The sequence below is a fragment of the Kitasatospora sp. NPDC056327 genome (genome assembly GCF_042261735.1).
GTDB lineage: Bacteria > Actinomycetota > Actinomycetes > Streptomycetales > Streptomycetaceae > Kitasatospora.
Genome location: NZ_JBHJRC010000017.1, coordinates 1 through 22,511, shown reverse-complemented (window position 1 = coordinate 22,511; position 22,511 = coordinate 1). Strand labels below are relative to the sequence as shown.

Here is a 22,511-nt window from a genome sequence, read left to right as displayed (position 1 = left end):
TGCCACGAAGGCATCCGTGCCCGCTGCCGGTGGGAACCGGCGGCGGGCACGGATGCGCGGTCGAGGCAGTTCACCGCTGCGCCTCCACCGCCGGGGTGACCGTGGCGGTGAACTTGCGGCGCCAGGCGAGTGAGACGTACACGAGGCCGATGAGGACGGGGACCTCGATGAGCGGGCCGACGACTCCGGAGAGGGCCTGGCCGGAGGTGACACCGAAGGTGGCGATGGCGACGGCGATGGCGAGTTCGAAGTTGTTGCCGGCGGCGGTGAACGCGAGCGTGGCGGTGCGGTCGTAGGCGAGACCGATGGCCTTGCCGAGGGCGAAGGTCCCGAACCACATCACGGCGAAGTAGACGAGCAGCGGCAGCGCGATCCGGGCGACGTCGCCGGGCCGGCTCGTGATGGTCCTCCCCTGGAGGGCGAAGAGGATCACGATCGTGAACAGCAGCCCGTAGAGCGCCCAGGGACCGATCCTCGGCAGGAACTTCCGCTCGTAGGTCTCGCGGCCGAGCTTCTGCTCTCCCAGACGTCGGGTGAGGAACCCGGCCAGCAGGGGGATCCCGAGGAAGATCAGCACGTTGACGACGATCTTGCCGACCGAGAAGTGCAGGTCGTCCTGGGCCAGGCCCAGCCAGCCCGGGAGGACGTCGAGGTAGAACCAGCCGAGCAGGCCGAACGCGACGACCTGGAACACGGAGTTGAGGGCGACCAGGACGGCGGCGGCCTCGCGGTCGCCGCAGGCGAGGTCGTTCCAGATGATGACCATGGCGATGCAGCGGGCCAGGCCGACGATGATCAGGCCGGTGCGGTACTCGGGCAGGTCGGGCAGGAAGATCCAGGCCAGGGCGAACATCACGGCGGGGCCGAGCACCCAGTTGATGACCAGACTTGAGGCCATCAGCTTCCGGTCGCCGGTGACGGTGTGCAGCCGGTCGTAGCGGACCTTGGCGAGCACCGGGTACATCATGATCAGCAGGCCGACGGCGATCGGCAGGGACACACCCCCGACCTCGACCTTCGCGAGGACGTCGTTCAGGCCGGGGATCAGCCGGCCCAGGCCGATGCCCAGGCCCATGGCGATCAGGATCCACACCGCGAGGAACCGGTCCAGGAAGGAGAGCTTGCCGACCAGCCCTGCCTCGGGGGATTCCGGAGGGGCGTCGGCCTTGGTGGCGGTCACGGGCAGGACCTCTTCGTGTCGGCGCACGCGGTGGCACGGGCGGTGGCGGCGAGGTCGCCGAGGAAGCCGGCGAGGCCGTCCAGGGCGTCGGGGCGGAGCTTGTAGTAGGTGAAGCGGCCGCAGGGCTCGGTGTCGACCAGTCCGGCCTCGCGCAGGATCCTGAGATGGTTGGACAGATTGGTCTGCCGGGCGCCGGTCTCCTCGACCAGGTGCGTGGTGCACAGGGCCTCGCGGGCGAGCAGCGTGAGGATCCGCATCCTCAGCGGATCGGCCACGGCCTTGAGCACGTCTACCGCGCCATTCACATCACTGTCGACTGACATCACCATGTGGTGATACGTTAGCCGACGTCGGCGGAAGAGCCAAGCCCGCCACCGCAGAACAGCACTGCAACGGGCCCGCGCCGCTCATGCCGCAGGCCGCGTCCGAGAACCGGCCGAGCCGATCGGACGCGCAGTGCGGTCACTCCGTCCCGAGGAAGAACGAGATGACGACCCCCTCCCCCGCCGCGTCCGTCCTGTTCGTCTGCGTCCACAACGCCGGCCGCTCGCAGATGGCCGCGGGCTTCCTGCGCCACCTCGCCGGCGACCGCGTCGAGGTCCGCTCCGCCGGCTCGATCCCGGGCGACCGGATCAACCCCTCGGCCGTGGCCGCGATGGCCGAGCTCGGCATCGACGTCTCGGACCAGAAGCCGAAGGTGCTGACCACCGAGGCCGTGCAGGCATCCGACTACGTGATCACCATGGGCTGCGGCGACGCCTGCCCCTACTTCCCCGGCAAGAAGTACCTGGACTGGAAGCTTGAGGACCCCGCCGGCCAGGGCGTCGAGGCCGTGCGCCCCATCCGCGACGAGATCAAGCGCCTGATCGAGGCCCTCATCGCCGAGATCGACGCCAAGCAGCAGACGGGCAGCTGATCGGCTCAAGGCCGTCCAGAACCGCGCGTTCGCCGACCCGAGGATCACCTTCGCCCGCACGCCGGTGCGATCGGACCATCACATCCGGGTTCGCCCACAACCACCTCCCGACGGGCCGGAGCGCCCGCCCATGCGCCACCGAACCCACCATCGAGTCCGTATGCGCGTTTACGCCGAGTCCGGGTCCGCGGACGCAGGACTGGCGTCCGAGTTCACTCGACCGGGCGGCACAGCGGCGCGTTCCCGTACAGCGCGGTGTGATGCGAGGCAGGGTTCGTACCGGAATCGACCACTGGAGGGAGCTGGTGCGAGTGGCGGCGACGGAGACGGCCGAGCAGCCGGCCGACGCGAACGGACCGTTCCTGTTCGCGTTAGAGGACGCGTTCAACGTCCCCGAGCGGGGCGTCGCGGTGACCGGCACGATCGATCGCGGCACGGTCACCACGGGGAGCGGGATCGAACTCGTCGGGGTCGGCGGGACCCGGACGGTGACCTGCGTCGGGATCGAACAGCGCAACAAGGCACTGGAGCAGGCGCGGGCGGGTGAAGCGGTGGGCCTGTTGCCGACCGGAGTGACCACCGATCAGCTGGCGCGCGGCCAGGTGCCGGCCGCGCCGGGCAGCATCAAGGCGCATGCCGCGTTCGAGGCGGATGTCGAGCTGCTTGCCACCGAGGCCGGTGGCCTGAAGGACCCGGTCGCCGGTGGCAGCCGGCCCCGCTTCCACGTGCACACAGGCGAGTTCGGCGGGACGCTCGAACTACCGGCGGGCACCGATGCCCTCAAGCCCGGTGACACCGCCCGGGTGACGGTGACGCTGGAGGTCGCGGTCGCCGTCGAGGAGGAGACGAGGTTCTGGCTCCGACAGGGCGGACGCACCGTGGGCGCCGGTGCGTTCACACGGATCGTCGAGCAGCACGCCCATCCCCGGTCGGCATCAGGCCGGACCCGGCGCGACGGCCCTACAGAGAACGAAATCCAGACACATGCTCGCACGACGTGCCGTCGCGACCCTGCTCACCGCAATCTTTGCGGCGGGCCTGGTCACGGCCCCGGCAGAGGCCCAGATCCAGATCCAGACCCGCGCCGCTTCACGCGACGTTCCGCAGCTTCCTGAAGGCGTTGATCTGCCGGAGGGGCAGTGGCTCAACTGCCACCCCCACAGCTTCCGTGACTGGTGCCCGGTTCTGGGGCCCGAGTGGCACGCACTGTACTGGCAGTACTGCGACAGCATCTTCGGAAAGCAGGAGTACTGCGTCAAGGTTCCTGCCCCTGTGGCCCCCGCCGACCCGGCTCCGCCGGCCCGGGTCTGACCCCGCCGCCGACCGGCCGCACCTGACGCAGGTGCGGCCGACCGACTTGGCAGCAGCTCACTCGCCGCCGGCACAGGGCGAGCCCAGCGGCTCGTGGACCTGCGCCGGGACGTGGGTACCGCCTCCTGCCTGTGCGGCACCGGCGGGGCAAGGTACGTGGAGCCGTTGCTGTTCGCGGATGCCCGGATCGAGCTCCGCCCGTCAGGACGGCAGGGTGATCGACTGGGCGTGGTGGAAGACGTTGCCCGCGTCCCAGGTCTTCTTGGCCTTCTGGAGGCGGGCGTAGTTCTGCTTGTAGTAGAGCCGCTGGTAGGCAGGGGTGCGGTCGGCGGTGGTGCCGAGGTCGGTGTCGGGGTAGTTGACGTAGGCGCCGTCGGTGTCGGTGCCGGTCTCGGGGATGCCGCCGGTCGCGCGGTAGGTGTCCTGGTAGAGGCCGCGGAGGTAGGCGAGGTGGCCTGCGTCCTGGGCGGGGTCGGTCCAGTAGGTCTGGTACTGGATCTTCATGACGGAGTCGCGCTGCGGGGCGGCGGTCTCCGTGGGGCCGCGATCGTTGACCGCGGCTCCGTAGGAGTCGATCTGGACCAGGGTCTGGGTGAGGTCGATGCCGTCGACGTCCTTGGTGAGCCACGTCCACCAGGCGTCGATGTGGGCGGACGTGAAGGCCTTGCGGTGGTAGGCGGACTTGTACTTGCCGCGCTGGTTGGCGCCGGAGCCGTTGACCGTCATGGTCGCCTGGAACCAGGGCAGTTGGCGCCGCTTGTCGGGGTACGGCAGGAGGAGGCGGCCGGCGCGGGCGGTCTGGACGGTGGACCTGGTGCGCATGCCGGACTCGACGTGGGCGAGGAAGGCGTCCAGCGGGGCCGGGTCGTCCTCGTCCCACTGGCTGAACAGGACGACGTTCCCGTTCGAGTGGTGGGTGAGGTGGATGATGGAGAACAGGCCCCGGTAGACACGCTCCGCACGCCCGCCGTGCTCGGCGAAGAAGGAGCCGAAGTTGGTGAGCAGGGTGCGGAAGTCCTCGGGGTGCTTGAGCAGGTCGCTCCACTTCCAGGCGACGCTGCTCAGCCAGACGCGGGGCGGCGGCTTCGGGATGTCGCGGGCGAAGTGGTAGCGCACCACGACGCCGAAGTTGCCGCCGCCTCCCCCGGTGTGGGCCCAGAAGAGTTCGCGTTCGGGCGAGCCCTCGGCGTCGCGCCGGTGCGCGCGGGTCAGCTCGGCCCGGCCGCCGCGCACGGTGGCCACGTCGACCTGGACGAGGTGGTCGACGGTCAGGCCGTGGCGGCGGGAGAGGAGTCCGTACCCGCCGCCGCAGATGTGCCCGCCGGCGCCGACCGAGTAGCAGGAGCCGGCCGGTAGCGTCACCCCGTACCTGCGGAACAGGCCCGTGTAGACGTCCCAGTTGGTCGCGCCGCCCTCGACGGCGTAGGTGGTGCCGCCGAACTTGTCGGTCGCGGCGGTCACCCCGCGCAGGGTGCTGAGGTCGAGGATGACCCCGTTGTCGTTGTCGACGAACCCCTCGTAGCAGTGACCGCCGCCGCGCACCGTGGGGCGCAGGCCGTGGTCGAGGGCCGACCGCAGCTCGGCGACCGCGTCGGCCTCGTTCCCCACCAGCCGGATGTACGCCGGGCGGCTTCGCCACCGCTGGTTGAAGCCCTGGCTGAGCGTCTCGTAGCGGGAGTCCGGAGGGAATACCGTCACCCCCTCGGGCTGCTCCACCGGCTCGGCGGAGGCGTGCCCCGAGGCTCCGGCGGCCAGGCCCAGCGAAGCGGCGGAGACGCCGGCGGCGGCCATTCCGGTACTGCCGATGAATCCACGGCGGGAGAATTGCTGTCGCATTCCAGGGACCCTCTCTTCCCAGCTCCGAGCAGCCGGCGGGCGCACGGTAGCACGGAATTCGAGGGGTTTCCAAAGAATAGGAATTAATCTGAAAGTATGTAGGCGAATTCGAGATGCCGGGAATACTGCCGCCGGGAATTCCGGGGGCGACCGCCGGTACGCGATCGGGGCCCGCGGGTCAGGTGCGGCGGTCGGCACCGCGCGCCGTCGCACGGGCCGCGGTGGCGTCCGCCTCGACCGCGAGCCGGTGGAGGCGGTGGAGGCGGTGCTCGGACGGGCTGCCGGGCCGGGCGGTCCAGACCACGATGTACTGGTCCGGGGCGGTGGCGCTGGTGAGGGTGTCCCAGTCCAGGGTGAGATCGCCGACGACCGGGTGGCGGAAGAGCTTGTCGCCACTGCCCTGGACGGCGACCTCGTGGGCCCGCCACCACTCCTGGAAGTCGCCGTGGTCGGCCAACTGGGCCAGGAGTCGGTGCAGGCGGGGGTCGTCGGGGCGGCGGGCGGTGTGCATCCGCAGGTAGGCCACGCAGGAGCGGGCACCGCCCTCCCAGTCGCCGTAACGGGCGCGCATTTCGGGGGCGTTGAACAGGAGCCAGACGTAGTTGCGCCGGTCCTCGGGGTACTGCCCGAAGTCGGTCAGCAGGGCCGCGGCCAGGGCGTTCCAGGCGAGGACGTCCATGGTTCCGGTCAGGACCACGGCGGGGCTGGTGGCGAGTTGGCCCAGCAGGCGGCGGTTGTGCTCGGTGACCTCCGTGGTCGGGCGGGCGGGCGGTTCGGCGGGGCGCCGTCCGGCGAGGCTGAGCAGGTAGGTGCGCTGGTCGGCGGTGAGGCGCAGGGCGCGGGCGAGGGCTTCGAGGACGGGGGCGGAGGCGGGCATCCGTCCCTGTTCGATGCGGGTGTAGTAGTCGGTGCTGATGGAGGCCAGCCGGGCGACTTCCTCGCGGCGCAGACCCACCACCCGTCTCGGCGTCCCGGTGGCGGGGAGTCCGACCTGCTGCGGGTCGAGTTCGGCCCGGCGGGTCTTGAGGAAGGTGCCGAGTTGCTTCGGGTCGCCGGCGCGGCTGTTCATGGCTCCAGTGTGGCAGCGGTGGCGCCTCCGGCGGGACGGGACGGGACGGCGGCGTCCGTCCAGGAGGCGAGGATCCGCAGAGCGTCGTGCGAGGGGGTACCGGGTTCGGCGGACCACACGACGAGCTGCTGGTCCGGGTCGGTGGTGGTGGCGAGGGTGTCCCAGTCGAGGGTGAGGTCGCCGACCACGGGGTGGCGGAGGGTCTTGGTGCCGACACCGCGGACGGCGACGTGGTGGGCGGCCCACCAGCGGCGGAAGTCGGCGTCCTGGACGGACAGTTCGCCGACGAGGGCGGCGAGGCGGGGGTCGGCCGGGTTGCGGGCGGCCTCCATCCGCAGTTGGGCGACGCAGGTGTGGGCGACGTTCTCCCAGTCGGCGTAGAGGTCGCGGATACCGGGGTCGGTGAAGACCAGCCGTATGTAGTTCCGCCGTCTCGCGGGAATCTTCGAGAAATCGGTCACCAGGGCGGCGGCGAGGGGATTCCAGGCGAGGACGTCCATGCGCCGTCCGAGGACGACGGCGGGGGTGGCGCCGAGGTCGTCCAGCAGCCGGCGCAGCCCCGGCCGGACCCTCTGCGAGGTACGGCGCGGGGTACGGGCGGCGGGGCGCCCGGCGAGGTCGAGCAGGTAGGTGCGCTGGTCGTCGTCGAGGTGCAGGACGCGCACGAGGGCGTCGAGCACGGGGGCGGACGCCTGGATGCGGCCCTGCTCCAGCCGGGTGTAGTAGTCGGTGCTGATGGCCGCCAGGCGGGCGACCTCCTCCCGGCGCAGCCCGCTCACCCGGCGCCGGGAAGTGTCCGCGGGCAGGCCCACGGTGGCCGGGCTCAGCTCGGCCCGCCGGGCCTTGAGGAAGGCCCCGAGTTCGCCGGGGCGGGCATCGCTGTTCATACCTGCCAGTCTCGGCCGCCGCGCGGGCCGGGTGGGAGGGAGAGTCTCCTCCCCGGATGAATCCCTCCGGGGACGGATCTCTCCCCTTGTCGGGGGGATCCGGCGCGTGTGACCGTCCTTGTGCGGCCCGGAGGAGCCTTCGGGTCGGATTGCCGACGAACCCCACCCGGCACCACGGACCCTTCGGAAGAGCACCATGGAATTCGGCAAGCAGCAGGCCACCGGCAAGGCACCGGCCGAGTGGTTCACCGGCGACGTCCGGTGGGACGAGATCCACCCGGGCCCGGCCCCGTCGCGGATGCGCGTCAACCTGGTGCGCTTCGCCCCCAGCGCGCGCACCCACTGGCACTCCCACGTGCGGGGCCGGAGCCTGCACGTCGTCTCCGGGACCGCGCTGGTCGGCACCCGCAACGGTCTGCTCCTGGAGGCCCGTCCGGGTGAGCTGGTGGTGTGCCCGCCGGGCGAGGAGCACTGGCACGGTGCCTCCCCGGACCGGTTCATGGAGCACCTGGCGATGTGGGAGGGGACCGGCGACGGCAGCCCGGAGACGACCTGGCTGGAGCCCGTCACCGACGAGCAGTACGCCCTCGCCCGCACGACGGCCCGCTGATCCCCACCCCGCTTCCCGGCAGGCCCGACGCCCCCGGCGCACCGGACACGGTCGAGGACCGCGCGAACCCGCCGCTCGACCACGGGCCGGCTCGCGTCCGCCAGGACGTCGACGCGCTGCGCGCCCACTGACCCCGCAACAGCAGACCCCGAGGAGCACCCCGTGCAGTCCACCACCTTCCCCAACGGCCCGATCACCATGGCCGGCAACCTCTTCCTGCCCGAGGGCTTCGACCCCGACGGCAGCTACCCGGCGGTCGTCACCGTCCACCCCGGCGGCGGCGTCAAGGAGCAGACCGCCGGCCTGTACGCGGCCGAGCTCGCCGCGCAGGGCTTCGTCACGCTGGCCTTCGACGCCTCCTACCAGGGTGCGAGCGGCGGCGAGCCGCACTTCCTGGAGGACCCCGCGCGACGCGTCGAGGACGTCCACGCCGCCGTCGACCACCTCCAGTCCCTGGGCTACGTGGACGCCGACCGCGTCGGCGTGCTGGGCGTCTGCGCAGGCGGCGGCTACGCCGTCAACGCCGCGATGACCGACTCCCGGATCAGGGCCCTGGCCACCGTCAGCGCCCTGAACATCGGCAGCGCCTGGCGCAAGGGCTGGTACGGCACCGACCAGGACTCCGCCGCCGTCGCCGTGCGCGACGCCGCAGCCCAGGCCCGGCAGGCGCAGGCCACCACCGGCGGCGAGCCCGTCATGGCGCCCTACGTGCCCGTCGAGCTCGACGGGAACGTCCCCCACGACCTGGCCCGGGCCCACGACTACTACCTCACCCCCCGGGCCCGGCACCCCAACGCGCAGAACCAGTACCTGCTGGGCCTGAGCATCCCGCGCATCCTCGCCTTCGACGCCTTCCACCTGGTCGGGGACCTGCTCACCCAGCCGATCCTGATAGTGGCCGGCAGCGAGGCCGGCTCGCTCTGGCACAGCACCGAACTGCATGCCGGGGTCCGCAGCCCCAAGAAGCTCGTCGTCGTCGAGGGCGGCACCCACATGGACTTCTACGACGTCCCCGAGTACGTGGAGCGCGCGGTCGAGGAGGCCGTGCCGTTCTTCGACGAGCACCTCGCCCCGCGCGGCTGAGCCTCCCTGTCGCACGCGGCGGCCGTGACCGGGTGCGTACGACGGGGGCGCTCGGCCGCGGCCCCTGTTCCGCACCGGCTTCCCGGTCCCCCGGCTTCCCGGTCGATCCCCCGATCCCCCGGGGAGGGACACCGCGGCCACCGGCCGACCCGCGGCCGACTTGACGGGACATCTGGTTAGGCGCCATATTACTTACATGCTTCAGCAGCCCGCGACCGGAGACGGCGCACCCACGCTCGACCAGGCCCGGCGGCAGCTCTCGCGGTACGGCCTGTCGGCCGACCCGCAGGCCGTCCTGGTCGCGGCACGGCTGATGACCGCCGGCGCCAGGCTCGGCCAGGCCGGCGAGGCGCACTTCGCCCGCTTCGGCCTGTCCACCGGGCGCTACCGACTGCTGGCCGAGCTGGAGGACCACGGCGGCGAGAAGTCGCCCTCCCAGCTGGCGACGGCGCTCGGGGTGTCCCGGGCGACGGTGACCGGCCTGGCCGACGGGCTGGAACGGGACGGCCTGGTCGCCCGGCGTCCGTCCACCGAGGACGGACGGGGCAACGTGGTGATACTCACCGCACGCGGCGCCAAGCGGCTGCGCGACATGGCACCCGAGCACTTCGAGCGGATGCAGGCGATGGTCGGCGGACTCTCGGTCGAGGAGCGCACGGTCTTCCTCGACCTGCTGGCCAGACTGGTCGCGGGCATGTCCGCCCTGACCGACGACTGACCCCGCGCACCCCGACACACCCCGGAATCACCCCCGCCCCACCCCGCCCTCCCCGCAGTCCGACACCGAGCCCCGGCGCCCCGCCAGAGGTCGCGCCGGGTGCCCCACGCCCCAGTAGTTAGCTTCCTTAGCACTAATAGTTAGCCTCCTAAGCACCTTGGAGTCGCACATGCCCGGCGAAACCCTGCAGAAGCCCACCGCACCCACGCCCCCCGACACGACCGCGCCCGCCGCCCCGCCGCCCTTCGTCCTCTGGCGCGAGGTGCTGGTCTCCTACGCCATGCCCTCCGTCATGGCCGGAATCAGCGGGTTCGCCAGCGGCCAGCCGGAGCTCCGGATCGCGGCCTTCACCACCATCGGCGGCACCTCCGCCCTGGTCGCCACCATCATCGGCGCCCGGCACCGCCGCCGTCGGGCCGGCTCCTGGGTGGAGCGCGGACCGCGGTTGCTGCTCTCCCTCCTGTTCGGCATCGGCGCCGCCGCCCTCGCGCTGGGGGTGGGCATGGCGGGCTGGCAGCTGCTGCCCCGGATCCCGGCGCTCGCCGACAGCCCGTGGCCGGGCCGGCTCCGCTTCGACCTGCCGATCTCCGCCGCGATCGCGGGAACCATGGTCACCTGGCGCTGGCGCGCCTCCCGCCCGCGCCGCCGCAGGGCGCGCTGACCTCCCGCGCCGCCGCAGGGCGCGCTGACCTCCCGCAGCCCCACCGGACCACCTCACCCGGCGACACCCGGAACCACCCGGCACCGCCTCGAACCACCCGGCGACCGCCGGCACCACCCGGCAGCACCGGGCGGCGCCGGCCAGAGCCGGCAGCACCCAGTACCGAAGATCCGAGGAGAGAACCCCGCATGATCACCATCATGGGAGCGTCCGGCGCGACCGGCGGCGCCACCCTGCGCAGCCTCACCGCGCTCGGCATCCCCGTCCGCGCACTGAGCCGCGACCCCGCCCGGCTGCTGGCCGGCCTGGACGAGCGCACCCGGCTGCTGGTCGAGGCCGTCGCCGCCGACGCCGCCGACCCCAACGTGCTGCGCGCCGCCCTCCGGGGCACCCGGCAGCTCTTCCTCACCATGGAGAACGGCCCGCGCCAGGTCGAGTACGAGCTGCGCACCATCGACCTCGCCGCACTCGAAGGCGTGGAGCACATCGTCAAGGTGTCCGCCCCGGCAGCCGAGCCCCACTCCCCGGTGGTGATCTCCCGGGGCCACCACCACGTCGAGGAGCGGCTGCGCGCCTCCGGCGTCACCGCCACCGTGCTGCGCCCGTACGCCTTCATGCAGAAGCTGCTGCTGCTCTCCCCCGGCATCGCCGCGGCCGGGCTGATCCAGGGCTCGATGGGGAACGCCCGGTGCAACTACGTCGACTGCCGGGACATCGGCGACGTCGCCGCCGCCGTGCTCACCCGCCCGGCGGCGGCGGGCGGCACCTACGCACTGACCGGCGGGCAGGCGTACAGCTACCAGGAGCTCACCGAGCTGCTGACCACGCTGCTCGGCCGGCCGGTGCACTACGTGGACCTGCCGCCCGAGGCGATGCGGGCCCACCTGGTCGCCCGGGCCGGGATGCCGGAGTGGCTGGCCGCCCACGTGGTCGAGATCCAGCAGCTCGCCGTCGCCCGCCCGGAGGCTCCGGACGACACGGCGACCAGGCTGACCGGGCGCCCCCCGCGCACCCTGGAGGCGTTCCTGCGCGAGCACCTCGACAGCTTCCGCTGACCGGTCCGGGCCCGCCCGCACACCCTCCGCGAGCGGGCCCTCCGTGCGGCTCCGCAGGACCCCCCCCGCGCGGCTCCGCAGGACCGTCCGTGCGGCCCCTCCGCACGGCCCCGACCGCCCGACGCAGGGCCCCGGCGGCCCCGCCGCGCCCCCGCGCGGCGGGGCCGTCGCCCGTCCGTCACGGCGTGTCGCCTCTCCGTTCACCCCGAGGGAGCAACCCGGAATGTGGCATGGGTCACGGTCCGAAAATCGATCTGACGGTTCGTCAGAACTGCTGACGACCCGTCACATATGACCGAAGGAGCACCAGTTGTGGCCTGACGATCCGTCAGATTCGGCCACTCCAGGGCAAGTTGGGCGGAGTTCCGATCGGACCCCAGTTCACCGCAGCGGGCTACCATCGGTCGGGTTGTCCGCTCCGGCCCCGGAGTGGGGTCACCCGGAAAGGACGAGTGCTCCCACCGCCCCCAAGGGTCGGACATCGATCGGGACGGGGCGAGGACAAGGAGCACACGGCAGCCATGACAGCCGAACCCAACCGGGAAACGGTCCCGGGCACGCCGGCCGGCCCCGCCCCGGAAGCCGCCGAGCAGGCCCACCGGACCCAGCAGGTGCAGCGCACCGAGCAGGTCCGGCACACCGAGCAGGTCCGACCGGCCCGGCAGCCGGAACCGGCCGCCCGGCCGGAGCAGCCCGCCCCCACGGCACAGGCCGCCCCGCCCGCGCAGGACGAGCAGGCCCCGCAGGACGAGCACGACGCACGGCCCACCGCGGACGCGCAGTGCGCCCCCGCGGACCAGGACACCCCTGCGGACCAGGACACCCCCGCCGAGCAGCACGCCCCCGCCGAGCAGGCCGACCGGCCCGCGCAGCCCGAGCAGCAGCCCACGCCGCCCACACAGCCCGCCCGGGACCCGGACCCCGCCCAGGACCCGCAGGCCGAGAAACAGGCCCGCTACCCCGGCCGCCCCGCCCCCGCCCCGCGCACCCTGGTCGACCTCCTCGACGCGACCGCCCGGCAGCACCCCGCCGAGCCCGCCCTCGACGACGGCACCACCGTGCTCAGCTACCGGGCACTGGCCACCGAGGTCGAGCAGCTGCGCCGCCGCCTGGCGGCCGCCGGCATCGGCCGCGGCGACCGGGTCGGCGTCCGCGTCCCCTCGGGCACCAACGACCTCTATGTCTCCGTCCTCGCCGTGCTCGCCGCCGGCGCCGCCTACGTGCCGGTCGACTTCGAGGACCCGGACGAGCGCGCCCAGCTGGTCTTCGAGGAGGCCGCCGTCGCCGCCGTGCTCGGCGCCGGGCGCGCGCTGACCCCGGTCGGCCCGGCCCGCGAGCCGCTCGCCGACCAGACGCCCGCCGGGCAGCGCCCGACCACCGCGGACGACGCCTGGATCATCTTCACCTCGGGTTCGACCGGCCGCCCCAAGGGCGTCGCCGTCACCCACCGCAACGCCGCCGCGTTCGTCGACGCCGAGGCCGCGCTCTTCCTCCAGGAGGAGCCGATCGGCCCCGGCGACCGGGTGATGGCCGGCCTGTCCGTCGCCTTCGACGCCTCCTGCGAGGAGATGTGGCTGGCCTGGCGGCACGGCGCCTGCCTGGTGCCCGTCCCCCGCTCCCAGGTGCGCAGCGGCGCCGACCTCGGCCCGTGGCTCGCCGAGCAGGAGATCACCGTGGTCTCCACCGTGCCGACGCTGGCCGCGCTGTGGCCCGCCGAGGCGCTCAACGAGGTCCGGCTGCTGATCTTCGGCGGCGAGGCCTGCCCGCCCGAGCTGGTGCAGCGCGTGGTGACCGAGGGCCGGGAGGTGTGGAACACCTACGGCCCCACCGAGGCGACCGTGGTCGCCTGCGGGGCGCTGCTCACCGGTGAGGGCCCGGTGCGGATCGGTCTGCCGCTGGACGGCTGGGACCTCGTCGTGGTGGACGAGGCCGGCGAGCCGGTGGCGCCCGGCGGCACCGGTCAGCTGGTGATCGGCGGGGTCGGTCTGGCCCGCTACCTGGACCCGGAGAAGGACGCCGAGAAGTACGCGCCGCTGCCCTCGATGGGCTGGGAGCGCGCCTACCGCAGCGGGGACCTCGTCCAGGCCGACCCGGAGGGCCTGCTCTTCCTGGGGCGCGCGGACGAGCAGATCAAGCTCGGCGGCCGGCGGATCGAGCTCGGCGAGGTCGACGCGGCGCTGCAGGCGCTGCCCGGCGTGGCCGGCGCGGCGGCGGCGGTGCGGACGGCGCGCGGCGGCAACCAGCTGCTGGTCGGCTACCTGGTGACCGGCGAGGGCTTCGACCGCGAGGAGGCGGTGCGGCGGCTGCGCTCCGAGCTGCCGGCCGCGCTCGTCCCGCTGCTCGCCCCGGTCGACACCCTGCCGACCCGTACCTCCGGCAAGGTGGACCGCAACGCGCTCCCCTGGCCGTTGCCCGACCTGGAGACCGCCGGGCCGACCGAGCAGCTGTACGGCACCGAGGCCTGGCTGGCCGAGCAGTGGACGGAGATCCTCGGGGTGCCGGTGAGCGGCCCCCGGGAGGACTTCTTCGCGATCGGCGGCGGCAGCCTGGCGGCCGCCCGGCTGACCACCCTGCTGCGCACCCGCTACCCGAACGCGGCGGTGCTGGACATCTACCAGCAGCCGACGCTGCGCAAGCTCGCCCGGCACCTGGAGCGCACCGCGGCGGAGTCCGGCGAGGCCCGCACGATCGAGCCGGTGCCGACCCGGGCCAAGCTGCTGCAGGTGCTCCTGCTGCTGCCGCTGTTCACCGTGGTCGGACTGCGCTGGACGGTGGCGCTGCTGGCGCTGGGCAACCTGCTGTCGCACCTGGACGGCTTCGCCTGGGCGCCGACCGCCTCGTGGTGGGCGCTCGGCGCGGGCGCGGCCGTGCTGTTCACCCCGGCGGGCCGGCTGGCGATGGCGGCGGGCGGCGCACGGCTGCTGCTGCGCGGCCTGCGGCCGGGCAGCTACCCGCGCGGCGGCTCCGTCCACCTGCGGCTGTGGACCGCCGAGCGGCTGGCCGAGGTGAGCGGCGCGACCTCGCTCTCGGGTTCCTGGCTGACCCGCTACGCGCGGGCGCTGGGTGCCAAGGTCGGCGAGGACGTGGACCTGCACTCGCTGCCGCCGGTGACCGGCCTGCTCAAGCTGGGCCGGGGCTGCGCGGTGGAGGCCGAGGTGGACCTCAGCGGCTACTGGCTGGACGGCGACCGGCTGGAGGTCGGGCAGCTCAAGGTCGGTTCGGGGGCCGTGGTCGGCACCCGGTCGACCCTGCTGCCGGGTGCCCGGGTCGGCAAGCGGGCCCAGGTGGTGGCCGGTTCCAGCGTCACCGGGCACGTGCCGACGGGCCAGCGCTGGGGCGGCGCCCCGGCGGTGAAGCTGGGCCGCGCGGAGCGGACCTGGCCGAAGGACCGTCCGGAGCGCCGGGCCCGCTGGTCCGTGCTGTACGGGCTGAGCGGCGCGGTGCTGAGCCTGCTGCCGCTGCTGCCGGCGGTGGCGGGTCTGGCGGTGCTCGCCCCGTTCGTCGACCCGGCGGCCGGTCTGGGCGGCGCGCTCGGCGGTGCCCTGCTGGGTCTGCTGCCCGCCACCCTGGCGTTCGGCGTGGTGTACGCGGCACAGCTGGTCGCCGCGGTGCGGCTGCTGTCGATCGGCCTGAAGCCGGGTGTCCACCCGCTGCACGGCAGGGTCGGCTGGCAGGCGTGGACGGTGATGCAGCTGATGGACCAGGCCCGGGAGATCCTCTTCCCGCTGTACGCGGGGCTGGTGACCCCGCTGTGGCTGCGGGCGCTGGGCATGCGGGTCGGGCGTCACGCGGAGGTGTCCACGGTGCTGGCGCTGCCGAGCCTGACCACGGTCGGTGACGGCGCGTTCCTGGCGGACGACACCCTGATGGCGCCGTACGAGCTGGGCGGCGGCTGGGTGCGGCTGGGCGAGGCGAAGGTCGGCGACCGGGCGTTCCTGGGCAACTCGGGGATGACCGCGCCGGGCCGTGCGGTGCCCAAGCGCGGTCTGGTGGGCGTGCTGTCGGCGACGCCGGAGAAGGCGAAGAAGGGCGGCTCGTACCTGGGCATGCCGCCGATGCGGCTGCCGCGCTCGGCCGACGAGGCGGACCAGAGCCTGACCTACGAGCCGCCGGTGCGGCTGCTGTGGGCGCGCGGTCTGGTCGAGGTGGGCCGGCTGTTGCCGGTGCTGGCCTCGGGTGCGCTGGGCGCGCTGACGCTGGCGGCGCTGGCGTGGCTGTCGGTCACGTGGTCGCCGGCGGCGGCGGCGCTGCTGTCCGGCCCGGTGCTGCTGGCCGCGGGTACGGTGGCGTGCGCGGTGGCGGTGGCGGCGAAGTGGGTGCTGGTCGGCCGGTTCCGGGCGGTGGAGCACCCGCTGTGGAGCGGTTTCGTGTGGCGCAACGAGCTGGCGGACACCTTCGTCGAGGTGCTGGCGGTGCCGTGGCTGGTGGGCGCGGTGCCCGGCACCCCGGTGCTGAACCTGTGGCTGCGGGCGCTCGGCGCGGGCGTGGGGCGCGGCGTGTGGTGCGAGAGCTACTGGCTGCCGGAGGCGGACCTGGTGACCCTCGGTGACGGTGTGACCATCAACCGTGGCTGCGTCGTCCAGACCCACCTCTTCCACGACCGGATCATGCGGATGGATACTGTCGTCCTCCGCGAGGGTGCCACCCTGGGGCCCGGCGGCATCGTGCTGCCCGGCAGTACGGTGGGCGCGCGCAGCACGCTCGGCCCGGCCTCGCTGGTGATGCGCGCCGAATCCGTGCCCGCCGACTCCCGGTGGCTCGGCAACCCGATCGAGGTGTGGCAGACCACCTCCTGACCGCCGTCCCCCGGGGGGCCGGCCGGGGTCCGCCCCGTCCGGCCCCTCGGGCGTCCGCCCGTCCGTCCCCTCCGTCCCCGTCCACCCCCTGTTCCAGGAGCGTACGACCCGGTGAACCCCCGCCCGGCGCAGTCCCCGCAGCCCCCTCAGCCCGCCACCCCGCCGGATCCGTACTTCCCGAACAGCGGTGATCCCCGCTACCGGGTGCACCGGTACGAACTGGCGCTGGACTACCGGCCCGGCCCCAACCGGCTGGGCGGCACGGCCCGGCTGAGCGCCGTCGCCGTGACGACGCTGAGCGACTTCGCACTGGACCTCGCGGAGTTCCGGATCGGCCGGGTCCTGGTGGACGGCAGGGCCGCCCGCTACACGCACCGGGCGGGCAAGCTGCGGATCCGTCCGGCGAAGCCGCTGCCGGCCGGGGCCGCGTTCACGGTCGACGTGCACTACACCGGCAACCCCAGGCCGGTGCGCAGTCCGTGGGGCGGCCTGGGGTGGGAGGAGCTGACCGACGGCGCGCTGGTGGCGAGCCAGCCGATCGGGGCGCCGTCCTGGTTCCCGTGCAACGACCGGCCGGCGGACAAGGCGACGTACCAGATAGCGGTGACCACGCCCTCCCCGTACACGGTGGTGGTCGGCGGCCGGCTGCTGACCCGCACGACCGGCTCCTCCAGCACCACCTGGGTGTACGAGCAGTCGGCGCCGACCTCGACGTACCTGGTGACGGTCTCCATCGGGCCGTACCGGCCGGTGGTGCTGGCCGAGCACCCGCAGGTGCCGCAGACCGGGTACGTGCCGGAGCGGCTGGCGGGTTCGTTCGCGACCGACTTCGGGCGGCAGCCGAAGATGATGGCGTACTTCGGCGAGGTCTTCGGCCCGTACCCGTTCGGCGAGTACACGGTGGTGGTCGCGGACGAGGAGCTGGACGTCCCGGTGGAGGCGCAGGGGGTGGCGACCTTCGGCACCAACCACCTGGGCGGCGGCTGGGAGCGGGAGCGGCTGGTCGCCCACGAGCTGGCGCACCAGTGGTTCGGCAACAGCGTCTCGATCGGCGACTGGAGCCACATCTGGCTGAACGAGGGGCTGGCGAAGTACGCGGAGTGGCTGTGGTCGGAGCGCTCCGGCGGGCCGACCGCGGACGCCCGGGCACTGTACGCGCACCGGCTGCTGGCCGGGCTGCCGCAGGATCTCCGGCTGGCCGCCCCGGGCCGCAAGCTGATGTTCGACGACCGGCTGTACCAGCGCGGCGGCCTGGTGGTGCACGCGCTGCGGCTGACCCTGGGGGACACCGCGTTCTTCCGGATGCTGCGGGACTGGGCCGCGTTCCACCGGCACGGTGTGGTCACCACCGCGGACTTCCTCGCCCACGCCGCCCGGTACGCGCGGACGCCGCTGGACGAGCTGTTCGACGCCTGGCTCCGGCGGCCCGAGCTGCCGCCGCTGCCGGCCGGCTGACCCGCGGGCGGCCCGCCCGCGGCACCGTCTCCGTCTCCGTACCCGGGCTCAGGCGAGCTCGGGTACGGCGCGGTGCAGGCCCTTGCGGTCGTAGTAGCGGGTCATCGCGAACCCGAAGAGCAGGGCCGCGACGGTGCCGATGCCGATCCAGACCCAGGCCCGGGTGAGGCCGGCGTCGGCCTGTGCGTCGAAGAACAGGATGGCCCGGACGCCGTCGGTGAGCTGGCGCATCGGTTCGAACAGGGCGAGGAACCGGTAGAAGGGCGGCACCGCGTCCAGCGGCACGGTCGCACCGGAGGACGGCAGCCCGAGGACGATGAACACGAACATGCTGACGAGCAGGCCGAGGCCGCCGAAGGCCGCGTTGATCGCCTGGACGCCGAGGCCGACCGCGCTGCTGGCGCAGACCGAGAAGACCCAGAGCAGCGGCAGGTGCGCGGCGTCCATGTCCAGGACCACCACCCCGGCGAGCATGATCAGCGACGAGGTGAGCAGCGACAGGCCGACCGACATCACGCACTTGACGGCGAGGGTGCTGGTGCGGCTGATCGGCACCACCGGGTGGCGGGCCCGCCAGGGGCCGATCTCGTTGTCGGCGTAGCCGAGTGCGACGTCCACGCCGTTGCCGATGATGTTGGCACCGAAGAAGCCCGCCAGGACGAGCAGCAGGGTGTAGTAGAACGCGGTGAGCCCGAGTCCGCTGCGGTCGCCGATCGGATGGCCGACGGTGGTGGAGACCGTGACCGGGTCGGCGATCAGCAGCCGGGCCGCGTCGTTCATCCCCTGGGCCTGCGGGAGGGCCAGGAGCCGGCCGCCCAGGGCCAGCGAGGCCTGCTCGACGGCCTGCCGGCCGATCTGGGCGGCGAGCGAGGAGCCGAGGCTGCCGACGCCCGGGTTGGTGTACTGGAGCACGGTGGGGCGCTCGGGCCGCTCGCTCGCGCCGCCGAGGGCGGCGACGGCGGCGGTGAACCCGGGCGGCACCTGGAGCACCCCGTAGAGCTTGCCGGAGGCCATCTGCTCCCGGGCCGCCGCCTCGTCGAGCCGCCGCCAGGAGACCGCGTCGCCCTGGCCGGGGGCGGTGGCGATGCCGGTGACGAGCTGTTCGCCGAGGTTCTGCCGCTGTCCGGCGACGGTGGCGCCGCGGTCGGTGTCGACGAGCGCGATCGGCAGGTCGTGCAGGTCGCCCCGGGGGTCGAGGATGCCGCCGAGGTAGAGCAGCGACATCAGCAGGCTCAGCAGGCCGACCAGCACGGCCGGGACGGCCCAGACCCGGGGGTTGCGGAGCACCCGGCGGGCCCTGACGCCGGTGGGCGGCTCGGGCCGGCGGGGCTCGGGAAGGGTCGGCTCGGGGTGCGAGGGCATGACGCTCCGTAAAGGGGGGCCGGTGATCGCACAGACCCTAGGAGCGGGGCGCGGACCGGGGACGGCGCCACGCCGCCGGGGTCACCCGCCCGCACCGCGCCGTCCGTCCCGGGAGGAGCCCCCGCGGGGGCCGGGGGAACGGCACGGCCCGGCCCCTCCGCCGAGGGGCCGGGCCGCGGTCACGCGGAGGGTGCGTCAGCCGGTGAAGCCGGCCGTGATGGAGGTGAACTGCCAGTCGCTCTGCGCGGTGCCGGAGCAGGTCTCCTGCTGGCCGCCGCCCGGGCAGCCGCGGTCGCGGTTGACCGACCAGAAGGCGAGCCGGGCCAGGTGGTGGCTGTTGGCCCAGTCGCGGATCGCCGTCCAGTTCTGGACGGAGGTCACCTCACCGGTGTCGCTGAGGCCGTTCATGCCGGAGATGCCGATGTGCGCGTAGGCGGTGGCGTCGTCCCAGCCGAAGACGGACTTCAGCTTGTTCTTCAGGCCCTCGGTGGCGCTGACGGTGGCGGCGTACATGTCGGTGGACGCGTTGCCGAAGTCGAACGGCATGATCGTGAACACGTCGATGTCCGCGTTGAGCGCCTTGGCCTGCTCGATCAGCCGGTTGCCGTAGTAGGTCGGGCCGGAGGTCGCGGTGCCGAAGGTCAGGATGGTGCGCAGACCCGGGTTGTTCTGCTTGACGATCTTCAGCGCGCCGAGGACGCGGTCCTGGACGGCGGTGTTCTCGAACTCGTCGGTGTTCTCGATGTCGACGTCGATCGCCTTCAGGGCGTAGGCGTCGATCACCTTCTGGTAGGCGCCGGCGAGGTCGGCGGTGGTGGCGCAGTTCGGGCCGAGCTTGTTGCCGCTCCAGCCGCCGATCGACGGGACGACGTCGCCGCCGGCCGCGCGCACCGCGTTGATGGTGGCCTGGTCGACGCCGTTCAGCAGCGGGCGCTGGCTGTCCCAGGTGGGGTTGCAGCCGTTCTGGGCCAGGATGAACGCCAGGGTGAACCACTTGATGCCGGTCGCGTTCATCACGGTGGCCGGGGCCGGCGGGTTGCCCCAGCCGTTGTACAGGTACGGCGCCGCCTGCTTGAAGCCGCTCGGCGCGGGGCCGCCGGCGTCGGTGGTCACCGTGACCGCGGTGGAGGCGGCGGAGGCGTTCCCGGCCGCGTCGCGGGCCTTGACCGTGAAGGTGTAGGCGGTGGACGCGGTCAGGCCGGAGACCGTGGCGGTGGTGCCGTTGGCGGTCGCGACCTTGGCGGTGCCCTGGTAGACGTCGTAGCCGGTGACGCCGACGTTGTCGGTGGCGGCGTCCCAGGCCAGGTTGACGCTGTTGGCGGACTTGCCGGCCGCCCGCAGGTTGCCCGGCACGGTGGGCGCCTGGGTGTCGGTCGGGGTGCCGCCCCCGCCGGGGCCGTCGAAGACGATGTCGTCGGCGTAGTACGTGCCCTGGCCGTACCAGCCGTTGACGTAGACCTCGGCGCTGGTCTGGGTGGCGCCGGTGGTGAAGGAGACGCTGAGCTTCTTGTAGTCGGCGCCGGAGGTCCAGGCGGACCCGCCGCCGGTGACACCGAGGTACACGTAGGTGCCGCGGACCCAGCCGGACAGCGTGTAGGTGGTGCTCGGCTTGACCGCGACGGTCTGCACGCACTTGGCGTTGTCGCTCGCGGTGGCGGCGCCGGCGAGGGCCTTGCCGCCGCCGTGCACGGGGGTGGCGACGACGGAGCCGAGGCCGCCGGAGCAGGTCCAGCCGGACAGCGAGCCGGACTCGAAACCGCCGTTGGTGAGCTGGTCGGCCGCGTGGGCGGCGGTGGGCGCGGTGAACGCCGCGGCGGCTGCGAGCAGCACGGCGGCGCCGGCGGCGGGCAGTCGGGTGCGCTTGTGCACCGTTGACCTCCAGTGGGGGATGTGGGGGGTGGAGGTGCGGGGAGAGCCCCCAAAATGGACTGGACCAATTGCTCATGTCAAGTCGCGTCCGCCGGAAGGGCGGTGAGGGAGCGTCGGCGGCACGCGCACCGATCGGGAGAAAATGGGTGGAACGCCCCGGCCGGAGCGAACTAGGTTGGGCCGGCAGTGCCATGGCACTGCGGACCGAACCCGACGGAAACCGCCCGAACGACCTCAGAGGACCAGATGACCGACCTGTCCGACGAACTGCTGCCCACCACCCGCCGCGCGCTGCTGCACCGTCTGGCCGTCGCCCAGTCCGAGGGCCGCACCCCCTCGGTGGTCGCCACCGTGCTCCGGGACGGGCGGCCGGTGTGGCACGGTGCCCGCAGCATGGTCGACGGCCACGAGCCCACCGCCGACGTGCAGTACCGGATCGGCTCGATCACCAAGACCTTCGTCGCCGTCCTGGTCCTGCGGCTGCGCGACGAGGGCCTGCTCGACCTCGCCGACCCGGTCGAGCGCCACCTGCCCGGCACCCCCGCCGACGGCGCCACCGTCGCCCAGCTGCTCTCCCACTCGGCCGGCCTCGCCTCCGAGACCCCGGGCCCCTGGTGGGAGCGGACCGACGGCGCGCTGCGCCCCGGGCTCGCCGACGTCCTGGAGGCCGAGCGGCCCCGCCGGCACCCCGCCGGGCGGGTGCACCACTACTCCAACCCGACCTTCGCCCTGCTCGGCGCGCTGGTCGAGCGGCTGCGCGGGGAGCCCTGGGGCGAGGTGCTGCGCCGCGAGGTCCTCCAGCCGCTCCGCATGACCCGCACCACGCTGCTCCCCGAGCCCCCGCACGCCGGCGGCTTCGCCGTCCACCCGTGGGCCGACGTCATGCTGCCCGAACCGCTCACCGACACCGGCCTGATGGCGCCCGCCGGACAGCTGTGGTCCACCACCGCCGACCTCTCGCGCTGGGCCGCCTTCCTGGCCGGCGGCCACGAGAAGGTGCTGTCCGCCGACACCCTGACCGAGATGCGCCGCCCCGCCGTCGGCCCCGAGGCCGGCGACTGGACCGAGACGTACGGCCTCGGCCTCCAGCTGATCCGGCACGGCGAGCGCACCCTGTACGGGCACTCCGGCTCGATGCCCGGCTTCACCGCCGGTCTCTGGATCAGCGAGGCCGACGGTCTGGCCGCCGTCACGTTCTCCAACGCGACCAACGGCCCCGGCACCGCGCAGCTCACCGCCGAGCTGATCGCCGTCACGGCGGAGCACGAGCCCCGGATCCCCGAGCCCTGGCGCCCACTGGGCGAGGTCGACGAGCAGCTGTTGGCGCTCACCGGCCCGTGGTACTGGGGCGCCGCCCCGCACACGCTGCGGCTGAAGGCCGACCGGGCGCTGGAGCTCTCGGTGCTCGGCCGGAGCGGCCGCGCCTCCCGGTTCCGTGCCGAGGACGACGGCACCTGGACCGGGCTGGACGACTACTACGCCGGCGAGACCCTGCGCGTGGTGCGGGCGGCCGACGGCTCGGTCGGCCACCTGGACATCGGCTCCTTCGTGTTCACCCGCGAGCCCTACGGCCCGGCCGACGCCGTGCCCGGCGGCCTCGACCCGGAGGGCTGGCGCGCCTACTGAGCCCCGCCGGGCCGCCGGCCCGCGGCCGCGTCACCCGCCGCGTCGCCCGCCGCCGCATCACCCGCCCGCGCCCGGGC

At 73.5% G+C, this 22,511-nt stretch carries 17 protein-coding genes; 10 read left to right on the top strand and 7 right to left on the bottom strand.

The genetic code is table 11. The annotated features are described in order from the left end of the window. Window positions 1-70: 70 nt before the first annotated feature. On the bottom strand, window positions 71-1,180 hold the full coding sequence (gene arsB / locus ACFCX4_RS04610; protein ID WP_376138947.1) for an ACR3 family arsenite efflux transporter: 1,110 nt from the start codon (window positions 1,178-1,180) through the stop codon (window positions 71-73). Then, the gene (locus tag ACFCX4_RS04605) at window positions 1,177-1,509 is read right to left on the bottom strand and encodes an ArsR/SmtB family transcription factor (protein WP_376138945.1); all 333 of its coding nucleotides are present in this window, start codon (window positions 1,507-1,509) and stop codon (window positions 1,177-1,179) included. The genes arsB and ACFCX4_RS04605 overlap by 4 nt, the downstream gene beginning before the upstream one ends. A gap of 158 nt (window positions 1,510-1,667) precedes the next feature. Between ACFCX4_RS04605 and ACFCX4_RS04600 the strand changes: the two genes are divergently transcribed. Both ACFCX4_RS04600 and ACFCX4_RS04595 read left to right on the top strand, forming a co-directional pair. After that, window positions 1,668-2,096: an arsenate reductase ArsC gene (locus tag ACFCX4_RS04600; protein WP_376138943.1), complete on the top strand. Its 429-nt coding sequence runs from the start codon at window positions 1,668-1,670 to the stop codon at window positions 2,094-2,096. A 311-nt stretch (window positions 2,097-2,407) separates the two neighbouring features. Beyond that, window positions 2,408-3,211, top strand: a complete 804-nt coding sequence (locus ACFCX4_RS04595; protein WP_376138941.1) for a hypothetical protein — start codon at window positions 2,408-2,410, stop codon at window positions 3,209-3,211. 397 nt (window positions 3,212-3,608) lie between these two features. Here the strand turns inward: ACFCX4_RS04595 and ACFCX4_RS04590 are convergent, their stop codons facing one another. The 3 genes from ACFCX4_RS04590 to ACFCX4_RS04580 all read right to left on the bottom strand — a co-directional run bounded on the left by ACFCX4_RS04590 (window position 3,609) and on the right by ACFCX4_RS04580 (window position 7,199). Further along, window positions 3,609-5,243 (bottom strand): FAD-dependent oxidoreductase, encoded by a 1,635-nt coding sequence (locus ACFCX4_RS04590; RefSeq protein WP_376138939.1) that lies wholly within the window; start codon window positions 5,241-5,243, stop codon window positions 3,609-3,611. A gap of 178 nt (window positions 5,244-5,421) precedes the next feature. After that, the gene (locus ACFCX4_RS04585) at window positions 5,422-6,312 is read right to left on the bottom strand and encodes a helix-turn-helix domain-containing protein (RefSeq protein WP_376138937.1); all 891 of its coding nucleotides are present in this window, start codon (window positions 6,310-6,312) and stop codon (window positions 5,422-5,424) included. Next, window positions 6,309-7,199 carry a helix-turn-helix domain-containing protein gene (locus ACFCX4_RS04580; RefSeq protein WP_376138935.1) on the bottom strand — a complete coding sequence of 297 codons (891 nt, stop codon included), beginning with the start codon at window positions 7,197-7,199 and terminating at the stop codon, window positions 6,309-6,311. Before ACFCX4_RS04580 ends, ACFCX4_RS04585 begins: the two co-directional genes overlap by 4 nt. A gap of 196 nt (window positions 7,200-7,395) precedes the next feature. Here ACFCX4_RS04580 and ACFCX4_RS04575 point away from each other — a divergent pair, with 196 nt between their 5' ends. From ACFCX4_RS04575 to ACFCX4_RS04545, 7 genes are all read left to right on the top strand, one after another. Further along, on the top strand, window positions 7,396-7,809 hold the full coding sequence (locus ACFCX4_RS04575; protein WP_376138934.1) for a cupin domain-containing protein: 414 nt from the start codon (window positions 7,396-7,398) through the stop codon (window positions 7,807-7,809). Window positions 7,810-7,971: 162 nt separating this feature from the next. After that, the gene (locus ACFCX4_RS04570) at window positions 7,972-8,892 is read left to right on the top strand and encodes an alpha/beta hydrolase (protein ID WP_376138933.1); all 921 of its coding nucleotides are present in this window, start codon (window positions 7,972-7,974) and stop codon (window positions 8,890-8,892) included. Between the two features lie 196 nt (window positions 8,893-9,088). Next, window positions 9,089-9,610: a MarR family winged helix-turn-helix transcriptional regulator gene (locus tag ACFCX4_RS04565; protein ID WP_376138931.1), complete on the top strand. Its 522-nt coding sequence runs from the start codon at window positions 9,089-9,091 to the stop codon at window positions 9,608-9,610. 169 nt (window positions 9,611-9,779) lie between these two features. After that, window positions 9,780-10,271: a hypothetical protein gene (locus ACFCX4_RS04560; RefSeq protein ID WP_376138929.1), complete on the top strand. Its 492-nt coding sequence runs from the start codon at window positions 9,780-9,782 to the stop codon at window positions 10,269-10,271. A 188-nt stretch (window positions 10,272-10,459) separates the two neighbouring features. Next, entirely contained in the window at window positions 10,460-11,326 is an 867-nt protein-coding gene (locus ACFCX4_RS04555) for an NmrA family NAD(P)-binding protein (RefSeq protein WP_376138927.1), read from the top strand. A gap of 521 nt (window positions 11,327-11,847) precedes the next feature. After that, window positions 11,848-16,122: a Pls/PosA family non-ribosomal peptide synthetase gene (locus tag ACFCX4_RS04550; RefSeq protein WP_376138925.1), complete on the top strand. Its 4,275-nt coding sequence runs from the start codon at window positions 11,848-11,850 to the stop codon at window positions 16,120-16,122. 111 nt (window positions 16,123-16,233) lie between these two features. After that, window positions 16,234-17,577, top strand: a complete 1,344-nt coding sequence (locus ACFCX4_RS04545) for a M1 family metallopeptidase (RefSeq protein WP_376138923.1) — start codon at window positions 16,234-16,236, stop codon at window positions 17,575-17,577. A gap of 48 nt (window positions 17,578-17,625) precedes the next feature. Here the strand turns inward: ACFCX4_RS04545 and ACFCX4_RS04540 are convergent, their stop codons facing one another. Both ACFCX4_RS04540 and ACFCX4_RS04535 read right to left on the bottom strand, forming a co-directional pair. Further along, window positions 17,626-18,939: a DUF3533 domain-containing protein gene (locus ACFCX4_RS04540; RefSeq protein WP_376138921.1), complete on the bottom strand. Its 1,314-nt coding sequence runs from the start codon at window positions 18,937-18,939 to the stop codon at window positions 17,626-17,628. Window positions 18,940-19,134: 195 nt separating this feature from the next. Further along, window positions 19,135-20,808: a carbohydrate binding domain-containing protein gene (locus ACFCX4_RS04535; protein ID WP_376138919.1), complete on the bottom strand. Its 1,674-nt coding sequence runs from the start codon at window positions 20,806-20,808 to the stop codon at window positions 19,135-19,137. A 246-nt stretch (window positions 20,809-21,054) separates the two neighbouring features. Between ACFCX4_RS04535 and ACFCX4_RS04530 the strand changes: the two genes are divergently transcribed. Continuing rightward, complete coding sequence (locus ACFCX4_RS04530; protein WP_376138917.1) at window positions 21,055-22,434, top strand: serine hydrolase domain-containing protein; 1,380 nt, start codon at window positions 21,055-21,057, stop codon at window positions 22,432-22,434. Window positions 22,435-22,511: the final 77 nt, after the last annotated feature.

Coding starts and splice junctions, on each gene's coding strand:
- ACFCX4_RS04605 (WP_376138945.1), bottom strand. CDS start 1,509: ATGGTGATGTCAGTCGACAGTGATGTGAATGGCGCGGTAGACGTGCTC.
- ACFCX4_RS04600 (WP_376138943.1), top strand. CDS start 1,668: ATGACGACCCCCTCCCCCGCCGCGTCCGTCCTGTTCGTCTGCGTCCAC.
- ACFCX4_RS04590 (WP_376138939.1), bottom strand. CDS start 5,243: ATGCGACAGCAATTCTCCCGCCGTGGATTCATCGGCAGTACCGGAATG.
- ACFCX4_RS04585 (WP_376138937.1), bottom strand. CDS start 6,312: ATGAACAGCCGCGCCGGCGACCCGAAGCAACTCGGCACCTTCCTCAAG.
- ACFCX4_RS04580 (WP_376138935.1), bottom strand. CDS start 7,199: ATGAACAGCGATGCCCGCCCCGGCGAACTCGGGGCCTTCCTCAAGGCC.
- ACFCX4_RS04575 (WP_376138934.1), top strand. CDS start 7,396: ATGGAATTCGGCAAGCAGCAGGCCACCGGCAAGGCACCGGCCGAGTGG.
- ACFCX4_RS04565 (WP_376138931.1), top strand. CDS start 9,089: ATGCTTCAGCAGCCCGCGACCGGAGACGGCGCACCCACGCTCGACCAG.
- ACFCX4_RS04560 (WP_376138929.1), top strand. CDS start 9,780: ATGCCCGGCGAAACCCTGCAGAAGCCCACCGCACCCACGCCCCCCGAC.
- ACFCX4_RS04555 (WP_376138927.1), top strand. CDS start 10,460: ATGATCACCATCATGGGAGCGTCCGGCGCGACCGGCGGCGCCACCCTG.
- ACFCX4_RS04550 (WP_376138925.1), top strand. CDS start 11,848: ATGACAGCCGAACCCAACCGGGAAACGGTCCCGGGCACGCCGGCCGGC.
- ACFCX4_RS04540 (WP_376138921.1), bottom strand. CDS start 18,939: ATGCCCTCGCACCCCGAGCCGACCCTTCCCGAGCCCCGCCGGCCCGAG.
- ACFCX4_RS04530 (WP_376138917.1), top strand. CDS start 21,055: ATGACCGACCTGTCCGACGAACTGCTGCCCACCACCCGCCGCGCGCTG.